This is a genomic window from Arsukibacterium sp. (assembly GCF_033721375.1).
Classification (GTDB): domain Bacteria; phylum Pseudomonadota; class Gammaproteobacteria; order Enterobacterales; family Alteromonadaceae; genus Alishewanella.
Genome location: NZ_JAWWAP010000001.1, coordinates 187141 through 204439, shown reverse-complemented (window position 1 = coordinate 204439; position 17299 = coordinate 187141). Strand labels below are relative to the sequence as shown.

The 17299-nt window shown below is 45.8% G+C and carries 13 protein-coding genes; 12 read left to right on the top strand and 1 reads right to left on the bottom strand.

The window, feature by feature from the left end:
- Nucleotides 1-18 precede the first annotated feature (18 nt).
- The 6 genes from R3187_RS00895 to R3187_RS00870 all read left to right on the top strand — a co-directional run bounded on the left by R3187_RS00895 (nt 19) and on the right by R3187_RS00870 (nt 7077).
- Nucleotides 19-1515 carry a CoA-acylating methylmalonate-semialdehyde dehydrogenase gene (locus R3187_RS00895; RefSeq protein ID WP_318964817.1) on the top strand — a complete coding sequence of 499 codons (1497 nt, stop codon included), beginning with the start codon at nt 19-21 and terminating at the stop codon, nt 1513-1515.
- A gap of 193 nt (nt 1516-1708) precedes the next feature.
- Nucleotides 1709-2866 carry an acyl-CoA dehydrogenase family protein gene (locus R3187_RS00890; RefSeq protein ID WP_318964816.1) on the top strand — a complete coding sequence of 386 codons (1158 nt, stop codon included), beginning with the start codon at nt 1709-1711 and terminating at the stop codon, nt 2864-2866.
- A gap of 180 nt (nt 2867-3046) precedes the next feature.
- Complete coding sequence (locus R3187_RS00885; protein ID WP_318964815.1) at nt 3047-3820, top strand: enoyl-CoA hydratase; 774 nt, start codon at nt 3047-3049, stop codon at nt 3818-3820.
- 5 nt (nt 3821-3825) lie between these two features.
- The gene (locus tag R3187_RS00880) at nt 3826-4962 is read left to right on the top strand and encodes an enoyl-CoA hydratase/isomerase family protein (RefSeq protein WP_318964814.1); all 1137 of its coding nucleotides are present in this window, start codon (nt 3826-3828) and stop codon (nt 4960-4962) included.
- Between the two features lie 29 nt (nt 4963-4991).
- Complete coding sequence (mmsB, locus tag R3187_RS00875) at nt 4992-5882, top strand: 3-hydroxyisobutyrate dehydrogenase (RefSeq protein WP_318964813.1); 891 nt, start codon at nt 4992-4994, stop codon at nt 5880-5882.
- A 436-nt stretch (nt 5883-6318) separates the two neighbouring features.
- A complete protein-coding gene (locus tag R3187_RS00870) occupies nt 6319-7077 on the top strand; it encodes an SDR family oxidoreductase (protein ID WP_318964812.1) in 759 nt (252 codons plus the stop codon).
- A 53-nt stretch (nt 7078-7130) separates the two neighbouring features.
- On the opposite strand, the gene R3187_RS00865 is transcribed toward R3187_RS00870, so the two are convergent.
- The gene (locus R3187_RS00865) at nt 7131-8672 is read right to left on the bottom strand and encodes a LytR/AlgR family response regulator transcription factor (RefSeq protein ID WP_318964811.1); all 1542 of its coding nucleotides are present in this window, start codon (nt 8670-8672) and stop codon (nt 7131-7133) included.
- Nucleotides 8673-8927: 255 nt separating this feature from the next.
- Here R3187_RS00865 and R3187_RS00860 point away from each other — a divergent pair, with 255 nt between their 5' ends.
- The 6 genes from R3187_RS00860 (at nt 8928) to R3187_RS00835 (ending at nt 17290) form a co-directional block, all read left to right on the top strand.
- On the top strand, nt 8928-11339 hold the full coding sequence (locus R3187_RS00860) for an alpha/beta fold hydrolase (protein WP_318964810.1): 2412 nt from the start codon (nt 8928-8930) through the stop codon (nt 11337-11339).
- 312 nt (nt 11340-11651) lie between these two features.
- Nucleotides 11652-12101: a hypothetical protein gene (locus tag R3187_RS00855; RefSeq protein ID WP_318964809.1), complete on the top strand. Its 450-nt coding sequence runs from the start codon at nt 11652-11654 to the stop codon at nt 12099-12101.
- Nucleotides 12102-12346: 245 nt separating this feature from the next.
- Nucleotides 12347-13249 (top strand): tetratricopeptide repeat protein, encoded by a 903-nt coding sequence (locus R3187_RS00850; protein ID WP_318964808.1) that lies wholly within the window; start codon nt 12347-12349, stop codon nt 13247-13249.
- Between the two features lie 79 nt (nt 13250-13328).
- Nucleotides 13329-14231 carry a tetratricopeptide repeat protein gene (locus R3187_RS00845; protein WP_318964807.1) on the top strand — a complete coding sequence of 301 codons (903 nt, stop codon included), beginning with the start codon at nt 13329-13331 and terminating at the stop codon, nt 14229-14231.
- A 185-nt stretch (nt 14232-14416) separates the two neighbouring features.
- A complete protein-coding gene (locus R3187_RS00840; RefSeq protein ID WP_318964806.1) occupies nt 14417-14860 on the top strand; it encodes a nuclear transport factor 2 family protein in 444 nt (147 codons plus the stop codon).
- Nucleotides 14861-14974: 114 nt separating this feature from the next.
- Nucleotides 14975-17290, top strand: a complete 2316-nt coding sequence (locus R3187_RS00835) for a sigma factor-like helix-turn-helix DNA-binding protein (RefSeq protein WP_318964805.1) — start codon at nt 14975-14977, stop codon at nt 17288-17290.
- The last annotated feature ends 9 nt before the right edge of the window (nt 17291-17299 follow it).

The following is a 17299-nucleotide window of genomic DNA, read 5'->3' as shown; positions in this document are numbered from 1 at the left end:
ACAACCGGGAGAAGCAATATGACACAACAGGTTAAGCATTTTATTGACGGCGAGTTCGTCACCTCAAACAGTGACAAACTGATCCCCGTCACCAACCCGGCTACCCAGGAAGTGATAGCTCAGGTGCCTTGCGCCACAGCAGAGGAAATGACCCGGGCGGTAGAATCAGCCAAAGCGGCCTTTCTGACCTGGAAAGAAGTACCGGTATCCGAGCGGGCACGACTGATGATGCGTTTTGCTCATCTGTTAAAAGAACATCAGGCCGATATTGCCGACATTATCTGTCAGGAACTGGGTAAAACAGTCGAAGACGCCAAAGGCGATGTCTGGCGTGGTATTGAAGTAGTAGAGCAGGCGGCCAATATCCCCTCATTAATGATGGGCGAAACGGTAGAGAACGTCGCGCGCAGTATCGACACCTACAGCTACATTCAGCCGCTGGGCGTTTGTGCCGGTATTACCCCGTTTAACTTCCCGGCAATGATCCCGCTGTGGATGTTCCCGATGGCGATTGCCTGCGGTAATACCTTTATTTTAAAACCGTCAGAACAAGATCCGATGACGGTTAACAAAATTGCTGAGCTGTTTGTTAAGGCCGGTGCCCCGAAAGGCGTGTTGCAGGTAGTACACGGCGCCAAAGAGCAGGTTGATGCGATACTGCACCACCCGGATATTAAAGCCATTTCGTTTGTTGGCTCGGTTAACGTTGGCCAGTATATCTACAAAACCGGTACCGATAATTTAAAACGGGTACAGGCGTTTGCCGGCGCGAAAAACCATATGGTGATTATGCCTGATGCCAACAAGCAGCAGGTGGTTAACGCCCTGGTTGGCGCCTCAGTCGGCGCAGCCGGTCAGCGCTGTATGGCGATTTCAGTTGCGGTGTTTGTTGGTGCCGCTGCCGAATGGATCCCGGACGTGGCCGCGGCCATTGGTAAAGTACGCCCAGGCGTTTACACCGATCCGAATGCGGCTTACGGCCCGCAAATCAGCCCGCAGGCCCGTGCCCGTGTGTTGTCATTAATTGAACAGGGTAAAAAAGAAGGCGCTACCTGTGTACTGGATGGCTCTGACTGCAAAGTTGAAGGTTATCCGGATGGTAACTGGGTAGGCCCAACGGTGTTCAGCAATGTCACCACCGACATGGAAATTTATAAACAGGAAATTTTTGGCCCGGTATTAACCACCATGCAGGTACCGAGCCTGCAGGAAGCGCTGAAAGTGGTCAACGACAGCCCGTACGGTAACGGTACCTCTATCTTTACCGCCAGTGGCGCGGCTGCCCGCAAGTATCAGCATGAAGTTGAGGTTGGTCAGGTGGGGATTAACATTCCGATCCCGGTGCCACTGCCGTTCTTCTCCTTTACCGGCTGGAAAGGCTCGTTCTATGGCGACCAGCATGCTTATGGTAAGCAGGCAGTGCGTTTCTATACTGAAACCAAAACCATTACTGCCCGCTGGTTTGATGACGATATTCCGGTATCTGGCCCGAATATGTCGATTAACCTGCGCTAAGCTCAGGGTCTAGAATAACAAGGCGGGTGGGAGACTTTATTTAGCCGACCGTTGCAGGCCATGGATGGCCGGAACCGAGCCCCAGGGAAGGTTTATAGCGTGTCAGCGTGTAAAGTGTGCCACCCAGCCCACCATAAGTTTTAACTACATAAGTAGTAGGGTGTCAGACACCAGAACCTGTAAAGGTGTATCAATGAATTTTAATTTAACAGAAGACCAGCAAGCCTTTGTTGATGTGGCGAAACAGTTTGCTGAACAAGAACTGGCGCCACATGCCGCGCAGTGGGATCGGGATCATCACTTCCCGAAAGATGTCATTCAAAAAGCCGGCGAGCTGGGTTTTTGCTCGCTGTATACCGCTGAAGAAGACGGCGGCATGGGCTTATCCCGCTTAGACTCGTCGATTATTTTCGAACAACTGGCGATGGGCTGTACTGCTACTACTGCCATGCTGACCATTCACAATATGGCCACCTGGATGATTGCCACCTGGGGTACCAGTGATGCGAAAGCACAGTGGGTTGAACATCTGGTTACAGGCCAAAAGCTGGCGTCATATTGTTTAACCGAGCCCGGTTCTGGCTCAGACGCAGCCGGCCTACGTACCAGTGCCAAAAAAGATGGCAGCGATTATGTGCTAAACGGCTCGAAGATGTTTATCTCTGGCGCTGGCGAGACCGAAGTATTAGTGGTTATGGCCCGTACCGGCGAAGCTGGCCCCAAAGGCATTTCTGCCTTTATTGTGCCGGCCGATGCCAAAGGCGTGATTTATGGTAAAGCGGAAGAGAAAATGGGCTGGAATGCTCAGCCGACCCGCTTAATTACCTTTGAAGATGTGCGTATTCCGGCGCATTACCTGCTCGGTAATGAAGGTGAAGGCTTTGGTTTTGCCATGAAAGGCCTGGATGGCGGTCGGATTAATATCGCCACCTGTTCTATTGGTACTGCCCAGCAGGCGCTTAATACTGCCCGCAATTATATGCTGGAGCGCCAGCAGTTTGGTAAGCCACTGGCGGCGTTTCAGGCATTGCAGTTTAAACTGGCGGATATGGCCACTGAGCTAGTTGCGGCCCGGCAGTTAGTGCGCTTAGCCGCCTTTAAACTGGACCAGAAAGACAGTGAAGCGACTGCTTACTGCGCAATGGCTAAACGTTTTGCCACTGACGTGGGCTTTCAGGTGTGTGACCAGGCGCTGCAACTGCATGGTGGTTATGGCTACATTAAAGAATATCCGCTGGAGCGGCATTTCCGTGATGTGCGGGTGCATCAGATTCTGGAAGGCACTAATGAAATTATGCGGCTGATTATTGGCCGGCGGTTACTGGATGAAGCCGCAGGCGACATTCTGTAACAAGTATCTGATTAAATTTAGTGAATTAACACTGGAGGAGGAATAGCCTTGTTCTAAAGCGACCGTTGCAGGCCATGGATGGCCGGAACCGAGCCCCATGGATGGTTTATAGCGTGTCGCTGTGGACAAGGCTGTTTCTCCGAGCTCACTTGCTAAGTGATGCTACAAAAGGAGACTGGAATGGCTCAATTAAAACTGGAAAAGCGCGATCACACAGCGCTTATCACGATGGCAAACCCGCCTGCCAACACCTGGACCCACGCCAGCTTAACCGAGCTGCGCGATATGGTTCAAAGCCTTAACAACGATAAAAATATTTATGCGTTAGTCATCACCGGGGAAGGTGAAAAATTCTTTTCAGCCGGCGCCGATTTAAAAGTGTTTGCCGATGGCGATAAAGCTGTCGCCAGCGATATGGCGCGTATTTTTGGTGAAGCCTTTGAAGCGTTAACTGATTTTCGTGGTGTGTCGATTGCCGCCATTAACGGTTATGCGATGGGCGGTGGCCTGGAAGTCGCATTAGCGTGTGATATCCGCATTGCTGAGCAACAAGCACAGATGGCATTGCCTGAAGCGAAAGTAGGCTTATTACCCTGCGCCGGTGGCACCCAGAATCTGGCATGGCTGGTCGGTGAAGGCTGGGCAAAAAAGATGATTTTATGCGGCGAGCGGATTAACGCTGAAAAAGCACTGCAAATTGGCCTGGTAGAAGAAGTGGTGCCAACCGGTGGCGCATTTGAAGCGGCTATGGCATTGGCCGGTAATGTTGCCCAGCAAAGCCCGGTGGCGGTAACAGCCTGTAAAAAGCTTATTCAGCAAGGGCGCAGCGGTAATATCAAGACTGCACTGCCGCTGGAGCGCGAATTGTTTGTCGGCTTGTTCGACACTAAAGATCAGGTGGAAGGGGTGCAGGCCTTTTTGGAAAAACGCCAGGCTAACTGGGTAAACGGGTGATGAGTATGAGCACAGACGTAGTGTTATATCAGGAACTTACGGCTGACAATGGCAAAAAAATTGCGGTTGCTACCTTAAACTCAGAAAAGTCGTTAAATGCGTTAAGTTTGCCGATGGTCGAGTCGCTGCTGCCGCAAATGCAGGCGTGGAAGAACGATCCAAGTATCGCCATGGTGCTGCTGCAGGGCGCTGGCGATAAAGCCTTTTGTGCTGGCGGTGATATCCGTGATTTATATCAGGCGATGAAAGAAAGCCCGGATTATTATCATCCCTATGTCGAAGAGTTCTTTACCAAAGAATATACCCTGGATTACCTGATCCATACTTTTGATAAACCAGTGCTGGTATGGGGTAACGGTATCGTCATGGGCGGTGGTCTTGGCCTGATGGCCGGTGCGTCGCACCGGGTTGTCACCGGCAGCAGCCGGATAGCCATGCCGGAGATGGCGATTGGTTTATACCCCGATGTTGGCGCCAGCTGGTTTTTAAACCGGATGCCACCAGGTTGCGGCATTTTCTTAGGCTTAACCGGCGCCTCAATTAATGCGGCGGATGCTAAATTTATCCATTTAGCTGATCATTTTATTCTGCACGAAGATAAAGCGGCGCTGGTAGATAAATTATTGACGGTGAAGTGGGGCGAAACCATTGCCCTGAATCATCAGAAATTATCCGATGTGCTTCGAAGTGCTGAAGATCAGTGCCGAACCAAGATGCCATTAAGCCAGATCCGGCCACATCAGAGCGCTATCACAGCCCTGGCAGATATCAAAAGCCTGCCGCAGGTTATTAGTGCTATCAATGCGATGGAAGGCGATGATAAATGGCTGGTTAAAGCCAAACAGTCGCTGGCCTATGGTAGCCCGATCACCGCGCATATTGTGTTTAAGCTGCTGCAACTGGGCCAGAGCAAAATCCTGGCCGACAGTTTCCGGCTGGAATTAGGGATTAGTGTGCAGTGTGGACAGCTCGGTGAGTTTCAGGAAGGGGTGCGGGCACTGCTGATTGATAAAGACTTAACACCAGACTGGAAATATAAGCAGGTTGATGAAGTACCTGCAGACGTTATCGAGCTGCTGTTCAGCTCACCGTGGCCGGATAACGAGCATCCGTTAAAAGATCTGGGCTTGTTAGATAGTTAATTTACCAGGACAACTGCAAGGAATTTATTATGGCTAAAGTTGCGTTTATCGGTTTAGGAAACATGGGTGGCCCAATGGCCACTAACTTATTAAAAGCCGGCCACGATGTTATCGCCTTTGATTTATCAAAAGATGCACTGGCGCAGATAGCAGCAGAAGGCGCTAAGGTAGCGACCTCTGCCAGAGAGGCGGTGGGTCATACCGATTATGTTATTTCAATGCTGCCGGCAGGCAAGCACGTGATTGACCTGTATCTGGGTGAGCAGGGCATTGCCAGTGCGATCAGCAAGCAGGCGTTGGTTATTGATTGCTCCACGATTGATGCTGAAAGTGCCCGCACGGTAGGCACTGGCCTGGCTGAGCAGGGTATCGCTTTTATCGATGCCCCTGTCTCAGGCGGAGTAGGTGGTGCTAAAGCCGGTACCTTAACCTTTATTGTTGGCGGCTCGGCGCAGGATTTTGAAAATGCCCACACTGTCCTTAGCAATATGGGTAAAAACCTGTTTCATGCCGGTGCGATTGGTGCAGGGCAGGTTGCGAAAATCTGTAACAATATGCTGTTAAGTATTTTAATGGCCGGTACCTCTGAAGCGCTGCAAATGGGCATCAATAATGGTCTGGACCCTAAAGTATTGTCGGATATTATGCTGAAAAGCTCAGGCCGTAACTGGACGCTGGAGCTGTATAACCCTTGCCCGGGTGTGATGGACAATGTGCCGGCTTCGAATAACTATCAGGGCGGCTTTATGGTTGATTTGATGGCCAAAGATTTAGGTCTGGCGCTGGAAGCTTCGAAACAAAGTAACAGTGATACCCCATTAGGTGAGCTGGCGCACAGTTTATATGTCAAGCATCAGCAGGCCGGCAACGGCAAACTGGATTTCTCCAGTATTTTTAAGATGTTTGAAAAGAAAGCCTGATAGTTGGTAAGAGGTTGACTCTGGTTAGGCAGTTGCAGTTGGATGGAGCGACTGCCACTGCGTACATTTTTTGTCTGACACGTCGTAAATACGTCCCTGTAGACTCCTGTTTTTCATCCATGAAAAACACGGTCTGCCAAAAAAGTACATCCGCGTCAGCCGCTGCAGTAGTTGTCTGACCTAAGTGAATTTAAACAGAGCGGAGTTGCAGACTTCGTTCCAAACAAGATGATAAGCCGGCGTGAAGATACTTTTTGCGTAAGACCGTTGCAGGCCATGGATGGCCAGACAAATTCGTCAGGAACGAATTTGGACAGCTTTGCTGGCCCCGCAGGGGTAAGCGTCATGGATGATGCTTACAGTCGAGCCCAACGTGTCGCAGCAAAAATGTTCGTAGCGCCGGCTCTTACGAAGAAATTTAAAGGGTAAAAGCCAAATGAAGCTGCAAAACAAAACCATCGTAATTACCGGCGGGGCTCAGGGCCTGGGTCTGGAAATGGCACGGATGTGCGCTGCTGAGGGCGCGAAACTGGCATTAATTGATATGAATGCCGAGCAGTTAGCTGCCGCTAAAGCGGAGCTGTCGGCTAACACTACCGTGCATACCTATAGCGCCAATGTGGCTGACGAAGCTCAGGTTGAAGCGACGTTTAGTCAAATCGACAGCGATTTTAACGGTATCGACGGTCTGATTAACAACGCCGGTATTTTGCGTGACGGCCTGCTGCTGAAATATAAAGACGGTGAGTTGGTAAGCAAAATGTCACTGGCCCAGTTTCAGTCAGTTATCGATGTTAATTTAACCGGCGTGTTCCTCTGTGGCCGTGAAGCAGCAGCAGTAATGGTTAAGCGTGGCACTAAAGGCGTTATTATCAATATGTCGAGCGTAGCCCGTGGCGGCAATATGGGTCAGACCAACTATGCGGCGTCCAAAGCCGGCGTAGTCGCCATGACAGTCACCTGGGCCCGCGAGTTGGGCCGCTTTGGTATCCGGGTAGGTGCTATTGCGCCGGGCGTTATCCGCACCGCGATGACCGATGCAATGAAGCCAGAAGCGCGTGACCGCCTGGAGAAAATGAAGCCGGTAGGCCGTCTGGGTGAAGCCAGCGAAATTGCCCACACTGCCAAATACATCTTTGAAAACGATTTCTTTACCGGCCGCGTAATAGAAATTGATGGCGGCATCAGCATGTAAGCTGCTTGCCAAACTTAAAAAGACGCTGCGGCGTCTTTTTAATATCCTGGTATTTAAGCTAAGTCAGCTGTTACCGCATCTCGTACCGATGGGATCAACCGGCGGCTTACCGGGATCTGCTGGCCAGTCTGCAACAGTAACGATGCGGCACTGCCACTTAGTTTGGCAGCGTTGGTATTCAGCTGTTTCACCTGTTGTAAATTGACCAGGTATGAGCGATGCACCCGTAAAAAAGTACTGGGTAATTCAGCTTCCAGGTTTTTCAGGGTGCCACTGTACAAATGCTGGCGTTTGTTTTCCAGATTGATCTCGGTGTAATCACCGGCCGCCTGACAAAAGCTGATCTGAGCAGTATTGATAACATCAAGCTTACCCGCACTGGCAATTTTCAGCATGGCCGGCTTATTTTGTTGTTGGTCCTGTTCCAGTCGTAACATAAGCTTTGCTATCTTTTCCTGATCAAGCTGGCGGTTGCTTAGTTGCCGATTGTAGTCCCATGCTTGTTGTATAAACAGAAAGCTCAACAACATCGTTACCAACACAAAGTACACGTTTTCGTGGAAGTAAGCTGTGGTGAACATAATAATCACTAAAAACAGGCTTAAAACCGCAGTTACTGCAGCAGACTGGGCGCTTTTATTGTGATACCAATAACGACAAACCAGTACTGCAGAGATTAACACCGGACAGAACGTTGCGATGGTGGTTTTATTATCAAAACCCGGTACCAGTAACATCGAAAGTAAGGTAAAAATAGCGCCGCCATAGATCCAGTGCAGTGCATAGCCGCGGGCAAAGCGAAGTGCCATAAATATCAGCAGGCAGAGTCCAAACATAAATGACATTGACGTGATAACAAGCAGTCGCAGATCATGCAGCGGGTAGGGGTAACTAAACAAACCACGGGCAATTTCGCTAAATAGTTGCAACGCTGCAAACAGGCTCATTAATGTTAATAGCACATGCCGGCTGCGTTGCAGCGGCTGCAGACTTCGGACGGTAAAGTACAGGGTAGCGGTAAGTAAAATACCTAACAACACCAGCATCCAATTGCTGTAGCGTTGCAAATAATGCTGAGGATCGTTGAACTGGCCAATACGGATAAAATGCAGCGGGTTAGTCAGAGTCAGCCAACCTTGTTGAGCAGACATCTTAATCACCAGTTGATTGTTACCCGTCTGCAGCAGATCCAGTGGCATATAAAATCGAGCATCTATATTGCCGGCGACTTCTTGCTGTTGATTACCTGGCTGGCCATTACTACCAAGAGGGTAACCATTTAAATAGACACTACTGGAAGCCTTGGCATTTAAAAATAGTGCCAGTGGCGGTTCAAGCCGGGTGATTGCCTGCTGATCTAACGGTATTAACAACCGCAACCACAACACCTTCGCCTGGGGATCTACCTTATACAACGGCATTTGCCAGCAATCAGCTGCGGCAAAATCGACCGGCCAGGCTGGCTGCGCTGCCGCATCGCACACCACCACGTCTTGCTGTCGCGACAGCGAAATATCCGCAAAACAGCAGCTGCTAAACCAGGCGAAAAGAATAAGCAGTAATGAAGCGGTTTTGGTGTTAAGTATGGCCGACATCAGTGTCCTGTTGTTTATAAAATATTCTACCGCTTATCGATAATCCGCTACCACTTACCAGTATTGGCTTGAAAATCGCTACCATTAACCGATAAGTGCTGTGCTGCCCGAGTTATTTGCTGTTTATTGTCAGCATCTTAATCACGGAGAGCATGTTATGTTATCAAAACAAAAAATAATAGCAGTGCATTTTTACCTGTCGGTAGCGATTATCGACTTAGTACCGCCGTCTGTAATCAAAGTAGGGAGATGGTAATGAAATTACTACTGCTGTTATTAAGTAGCGCCGTTTTATTTTTATCAGTGCAAGCAAATGAGGTCAACGGCAATAAGTACTGGAATGCCATTGAAAAAACGGTTCTGGAAAGTGGGTTCAATGGCACTATTGTCGTCGGTAACAAGACGCAGGTCATTTTACATAAAAGTATTGGCTATGCTGACAGTGACAACACAATTCCAATTACTGCAAAACATTTATTTAGCCCGGGCTCGGTTGGTAAAGAGTTTACGACTGTCTCTATTATGCAGCTTGCCAAAGGTAAGAGGCTGAATTACAAGGATAAAATATCAAAATATATCGATGACTTACCTTCTTGGGCGAATAAGATAACTGTAGAGCAGATACTTACTCATACTTCAGGTTTGCCCGATGTGAAATGGAAAAGGGATCTCAATACCACCGATGTTGTACAACAAATTAAGCAAGCGCAGTTGGCCTTTGAGCCGGGTACCCGATACAAATATACAAATTTGAATGTTGTGGTTCGAGCATTAATAGTGGAAAGCATCACTGGGCAACGTTATGCAGACTATGTTGCGGACACTATTTTCAAAATAGCAGGCATGACAGACTCGTTTCATCAAACCGAAAATGAACTTGCGTCCAAAAAGGTTGTTTCAGGTGATTTTCCGACGAATGTAGCAGGCTTAACCATCTATGTAACGCCGCTTGATTTGTTTAAGTTTGAGAATGCGTTATGGAGCGATTCGTTAATTAACACTGAGCAGATAAAGCAAGTGTTGTTGGGCGACACCTTGTCCGGAAAAGACAACCGGGCATATTTTGATTTCGGCGAGTATTGGCTCGACGACAGTCGCAACTTAATTTCCTGGCAGCATGATGGCTCCAACCCCAGTCATCACACACTTAAACATCATGATTTTATCACTGGCAACATATTTATTTTAATGTCGAGTGATGGCAACAAAGCAACGTTATACAAACTTTTAAATGAACTAAAAAACCATGTTCTACCTACATTGCCAGAGCCTAAAAAACCAAGTCAGACAACGGCTAATGAAGTAGCTATAACCTTTACTGCCGACAATGGTAAAAATACTGACGCTTATACCGGCTCATTCCAGGTGCCGGAAAACAGAAATAAGCCAGACAGTCGCCTGCTAACTATTCACTATGTACGTTTTCCTTCGCTGAGTGATAAACCAGCCGCGCCAATAGTCTATCTTGCCGGTGGGCCTGGTGGCTCTGGTATTTCCACTGCTAAAGGTCGCCGCTTTGAGCTGTTTATGGCATTGCGTCAGCACGCCGATGTTATAGCACTAGACCAGCGTGGTACCGGCTTGTCAGATCAGGTTGCGCCGTGTCAGTCTGGTCAGCTTATAGATCCGGTGGCATCTTGGAATGAACAAAAGCTAACAAAAGTTTATCAGCAGGCGCTGGCTGAATGCACTGCTTTCTGGCAGGGCGAAGGTGCCGATATTCTGGGTTATACCACTGTGCAAAACGCATTGGATATAAATGACTTGCGTAAACACTTACAGGCTGAAAAAGTCAGTTTGTGGGGCATCTCGTACGGTAGCCATTTAGCATTGGCGGCAATAAAACTGTTTGCAGACAAGTTAGATAAAGTGATCTTGGCCAGTGCCGAAGGCCTTGATCAAACAGTAAAACTGCCTCAGCACACCGATGCGTATTTTGCTGCTTTGCAGCGGGTTGTTGATGAGCAGCCAGCACTTAAGTCGCGTTATCCAGAGTTGGTAGCGATGATGAAAAGAGTCTTACAAAAACTTAATACTGCCCCGGTTTTGGTAAAGGTTGCCTCCGACAATGGCCGGAGTACTGAAATTTTGTTCCAGAAGCTGCATTTGCAATTGATATCGTCAATGCTGATAGCTGATCCTGGTCGTTCAGTCAGCTTATTGTTGGAGTTGTATCGCAGTTTAGATCAGGGAGAAACTGATGTACTGCAATTCGCTTTGCAACAAGGTTTTTTCTCCAGTGAACCAATCAAGATGCGAATTATGCCAACCGCTATGGACATTGCTTCAGGTATTTCTGACCGCCGTCTGCAGCAGTTTAAACAGCAAAGTGCCAGCTCGTTACTGGGGGGAGTATTAAACTTTCCAATGCCACATTTATTGGGGCAGGTGCCGGAGCTTGATTTAGGGGGTAACTTTCGCCAGCCACTTAGCTCTGACGTACCCGCATTATTGCTAAGTGGTACTCTGGATGGCAGAACCTATCTGGCTGAGCAAGTTGAGGCAGTGGCCGGCCTAACTCAGCTTAGCCAGGTGGTAGTAGAACATGCCGGGCATAATCTGCTGATGGCATCGCCAGAAGTTGAAACTGCAATACTGCAGTTTCTGGCAGAGGGTAAAACGGATACTAAGCGCATAACGCTGCCGCTTCCAAATTTCGGCATGTAATTGAAACACGGTCTAACATGGTAAAAAAGACGCTTTTGCGTCTTTTTTATCTGATAATTCAGATAATTAACCTGAGAACAGTCTTTAATCCGGCTTAATGTAGTTGGTATCGGGGTCTGTTATCAGTTACATCAACCCTTCGCGCATTTACGGTAGTACATTATAAAACTCGGAAAAATATGACTGCAACTTTATGAAATTAAAGGTTATAGTTGATATCTCAGCTTTTTCAGTATTTTCTACTATACTTCGGTGGCTCTTTGTTTATCTATGATGTGAGCAGTAATTATCATTCTTAAAAGGAAATTTAAAATGAAAAATACCCTCATCACACTGTTGTGTCTGGTTTTTAGTTTTGCAGTCTGTGCAAAAGACCGCTTAGAAGTCTATGAAGATTATGATATTGGTACTGAAATAACCGTGGTAACCACAGTTAAAGTCGACCCCAATATGGGAGATGTTTATTTAGCCGGCCTGAAGAACAGCTGGGTAAAAGCCGTGACGCTGCAAAAAGAGCTGGGCTTTATTAAAGACTGGAAAATTTATGGCAGTGATTTACCGAACAGCGGTGACTTCAATATGTTGTTAATGGTTACATTTAACAATAGTGCTGATTTAGAGCCCAGTAAGAAAAAGTATGATGCCTTTATGAAAAAATGGAGTGAGACTGACGAAAAAATGTCGAATGAAATATCAGCTAAATATCCTGAAGTCAGAACGATAACCGGTGAATATCAGTTGCGTCAGATAATGATGAAATAACGGCAAGTAGTATTATTTCTTTTGGTCTGCTTAGTCATCGGCTTTTCCAAATTAATTATATAAAGTGTCAGCGCCTGTACTCGTTTTATTCAGAAGAGTTCAGGCGCTTGTTAGCGCTCGTCTATTACCCCCTTCAACATAGCACCAGAATGTTCATTAATTGTAAAAAAGATGAGTGTTGACAGTCTCTATTTTTGATACTAATCTGAATTTAAATTAACCTGTAGTAACAAATGGACTGAAAAATGAAAAAGACAAGCAAAGTTCTAGCGGGTTTTAGCATATTAGGTATGCTGACCATGTTTCCATTGAGTGCGCAACCAGATAACCCTGACGCAATTAATATGGCCTGTACTGATGGCCAATGCGATGGTGACATACTCAGCCTCCATAAGTTGGCTCGTTATGGCAATTATCAGGCAATGACATTGCTTAGTATGGTTTATGCAACCGGGGATGGCCGCGAGGCTGACCCTGAAAAGGCGCTGAGTTACCTTGAGCGAGCAGTAAAGCATGGTTCTCCAATGGCAGTGTTTCTGCTTTCTGAGTGGTACCGGGAGGGGTTTGTAGTTGCTCAGGATCAACAGCAAGCTGCTAAGTTATTATCAGAAGCCGTGAAGTTAAACCATCCACCGGCGCAATACAGAAAAGCGTTGCAGTTACTACAGCAGTCAGAAACTAACGATATTAGGGAAGCCATTGCCTTACTGGAGCAAGCAAGTGAGGAGCGGCTGGTCGACGCGATGTTCTTACTTGCCAGACTAAAACAGAATGGTGCTTTTGTAGAGGCTGATCTTGAAGGTGCGGCCCAACTTTATAAGAATCTTGTGCTGTCTGGTCATGATCAATCCAGACCATACTTACAGCAAACGATTGCTAAGCTGGCAGCTGAACCTTCTAAATCACAGCTCGTGGCAGATTTGCAACAAGCTTATGATGTTGAAGTCATCCGGATTGTTGAACGTGATCTTAATGCTACCTCCTTGCTGAGCAATGCAATCAGTCAGATGAAACGCACAGGGGTATATTCTCGCGGCAGTACGAGCAAGTTTCCGGCTGCATCCTGTGATGTCCTGAATACCTGCCTTTCATTCAGGCCACAACCAGGTGAAAAAAGCCTCAGGCAAGTATTAACCGGACAAAAGTAAATCAGAAAAACTTTGCTACTTAGTGCGCCCGCTGTCAGAGCGGGCGCATTAAAAAGGATTGTTGTCATCAGGAGGCGCTGTGACAAAATTTAACAGGGTTTTATTTGTGGCCAGTATGTTGATTTCTGCGAGCCTTTCCCCTTTGCAAGCCCAGTCAAATAGTCCTGACCAGAATACTCTGGCCTGTGCTGATGACAAATGTAACGATGAAATCAGAACCCTGCACCGCATGGCACGTTTTGGCAGTTTTGAAGCCATGACCTTGCTCAGCATGGTTTATGCAACCGGCGATGGCCGTGAAGCCGATCCTGAAAGGGCATTGAGTTATATAGAGAGGGCCGTATCACATCGCCATCCAATGGCGGTTTTTTTGCTTTCAGAGTGGTATCAGGAAGGTTTTGTTGTGGCTCAGGACAATCAACAAGCTGACGCCTTATTGATTGAAGCTGTTAAGTTGAACTACGCGCCTGCCCAATATAAAAAAGCCCTGCAGTTGCTGCAGCAAGCTGAAGATGACAAGGTTGCTGAAGGACTTACTCTTCTGACTAAAGCAAGTAACAGTCGTTTAATTGATGCAATGTTCTTACTTGGCCAGCTTAAGCAAAAGGGGCATTATATGGCAGCCGATCTTGAGGCGGCCGCCAAACTGTTTGAAAATCTGGTTTTGTCCGGGCATGAAGAATCCAGACCCTTTTTACAGGAAACCATAGCGATACTGGCGGCAAAACCTGATAAAGCTGAATTGGTGGCTGACTTGCAACAGTCTTACGATATCGAAGTAATTCAGGTTATCGGCCGTGATTTTAAAGGTGATACCATGTTGACCAATTTTGTCAATCAAATGCGAAGCCTGGGGCTCTTCACCCGGGGCGGTGCGGGCAGGATTAAAACAGGTCGCTGCGATGGTCGTAATGGTTGTTATACCGTCGCTCCCAGAGCAGGGGATACTAACGTAGTTCAGGTACTTTCTGGTCGCCGGTAACGTAAGAGTTTTCAATCATAGTACTGTGCTACTGCACTGAGGGTTTTACTTGCCGGTGCTTTAAACGCAACGCATTAAAAATTATGGTGATTCCCGACTCGGAAAATCTGCATCACTGGTTACCCTAATTACACATTGTGTGATAGCTTAACTGTTAACAACAAGAGCTAGAACAGGGACCTACCATGAAAACCAGCTTACTGCTTGCTACGCTAATATTAACACCAGCATTACTTACCTCAACTTTTGTTATCGCTGATGATAAAGCCGAACTTACCTCGCTGCTCGGCGAGTTTTTAGATGGCGCTACCCGAAACGACCCGGCTATACACAACAAATACTGGGCTGACGAGCTTATTTACACCAGTTCCGCCGGCACCCGCTTTGGTAAAGCTGAATTAATGCAATCAGTAAACAGCCGTGGCGAACTAAAACCCGATGAAATAGGCATGCGTTACAGCAGCGAAGATGTGCAAATTCTGCAATACGGCGACACTGCCGTAGTCGCCTTTACCCTGGTCGGCACCTCAGACACCGAAACCCTGCGTTTTTTAAATAGCGGCACTTTTATTCGCAAAAATGGTAAGTGGCAGGCAGTAAACTGGCAGGCGACAAAGAAAGCGGGGTAGTTTTGTGGTACTTTGGGTACAAAAGCGATTCAGTTTGTTCTGATTCAAGCCTTAATGCCTGACCACTAGGCTTAGAAAAGTATTTAGGTGTTTATAATTACTATGGAAGTGAAAATGGATATTGGTAGTTTTCAATCGAAATATAGATTTTCAGAACTGTTTACTAACCGTGCAATGTTAATTCCTGTTGATGCAATAGGTTTGCCTGCTCGGGCGCTAAATATAATTATTTCATGCGACGCAAAGAATAGTTACGAAGCCTCGTTGATTGTTGCTAAGGGCTTTGTAGGGTTCACTGGTGTAGGAACAAAAACTATATCTGAAAGTGAAGATGCTATAGGTAGGTTTGTTGATATTGTAGAATCTGCAACTGAGGGCGAAATTAAACTTCTTATTGACCCAAGAGAAGAATTTTTATCTTCAGCGAAGGGGAATTTAGCTGAGGCTTTTCCAGCGATAATTGATTTATATTTTTCCAAGACAAAATCTCAAAATCCTCATCGAGATCATGATATTATAAAAAAACGTTTTGGATTGAATGGAGTTAAAAAATATATTCTTGAGGATTTGGGAGCATACTATGATGTTACTAGGGAGAGAGTTCGTCAAATTGAATCTAAATCAATAAGTAATATATCTTTGTTATTAAGAAATAACTTGAATCAAAAGGGGTGGACAATATGTTGTAAACTCCAGCGAGAATATCTAAATGTAGTTAAAAGGTTCAGTGATTTTGAATGGATTATCCTGAGGGAGGATATAGATAGAGTTTTTCATGAATGTTATGCTGATGCTGTTCCTGATGGGTATTTGGATCTTTTCATGGAAGTCTGCGGATACATAAAGCTTCCGAACAGTATATCAGGATTTAGGGGGGAAATAAGTGAGTCATGGTGTTTAGGATCTAAATATAAAAAGAATGAAATTGAGTCAATATTTCAAGCCTTAGATGTTATGTATGACACTCCAAATTCTATTACACTTTTTGATTTAGTAATTGCCGCAAAGAAAAGGCAAAAGTCTAGAAAAAATATATCAAATGAATCTTTAAAAATTGCACTTTCCGCAACTAATGATATAGATTTTGATGGGGAGAAAGTCGCCGTTAAATTTACTCGGTTACGTAGTGCGGCAGATAAAGCGTTCAGGATTTTAGAATCTCATAGAAAGCCAGTTCATTTTTCAAAAATAACTCAGGAGATTAATTTCTTAGGTGGAAATTCAAAATTTTCTAACCAAGTTAAAGAAACTAATTTGAAAAATCAGTTGGTAGCAGATAAGAGATTTACTCCAATTGGAAGGAGTGGTGAGTGGGGACTTACCGATTGGGATAATATTAATAATATAACCATTGTCCAAGCAATCGAAAAGGTGTTACATACTGCAGGAGGCCCCCTTTCATTTACTGCTATTGAAATTCGTGTTAAAGAACTAAGGCCAGATGCGTCATCAAAGTCTTTGACTGTATATTTGAATGATCAGCCATTATTCACACGAGTTGGAAAGAATGAGTTTGCGTTAAGTGCTTGGAGGATGAAAGCTGCAGTCAAGAAATCGAAGGCAAAGCCGGTTTCAGTCGATAGATTTAACCAGGCTTTAAAAGAAGTTTTTGTCAAAAAAAATCCCATTGACCTTGCTACGTTAATCTCAGAGTTAATGCTAATTACAGGGCATTCTAGAATAAGTGTTCGTCAGAAAATACTTGCTACAAATGGAATCGATATTGCCCAAAACGTAGGGAGTCGTGATAAAACAATTTCATGTAGTGATCTAGGATCGCTCGACAAAAATAATGAAGAGAAAGTTTTGCTAATTGATAAAGTTCAATCAGAGATAAGATCAATATTGTTCGAACGGCCAAACGTACCATTTAAAAAGGGCGATCTGTACAAGGAAGTAAAAAAGGGTGTCGAATGCCTAAGACCGACGTTTTATCGTTACTTAGAATTGATGAATGACATTCATCAATATAAGGAAGGAAATGATTACTACGCAGTACTCCAACATGAAGAAGTGGTAGAAAAAATTGAGATTAATGTCGAAAAATACTCCAATGATGAGAGCACTAAAGAGTTTTTGAGAAGGGCTTTGTCGCTGCTAACTCTGGATAATGTTGATATTGCGCTTTTTGAGTTAGGTTTGAAATTCGAAAATACACTGAAAAATTACTTACTACATGCAAAAAATAAAGGTGAAATTACTGTAAATTCAAAAGACATGTTAAAACTTGCAAACATGGTTGACTGTGTGGTCCGAGAGAAAATTGTTACAAAGGGGCATCATCTTAGTACTCTAAGGGAAGAACGTAACAATAGGGCGCATGGTGAGGTACCGAGTATTGCAGAGCGAAGAGAATTGTTTAATAAAGCGCATTATATCTCCGACCTTTTTGTTAAGTATATATGTTTTTTTAGAGCTAAAATGCTTTAGATATATTTC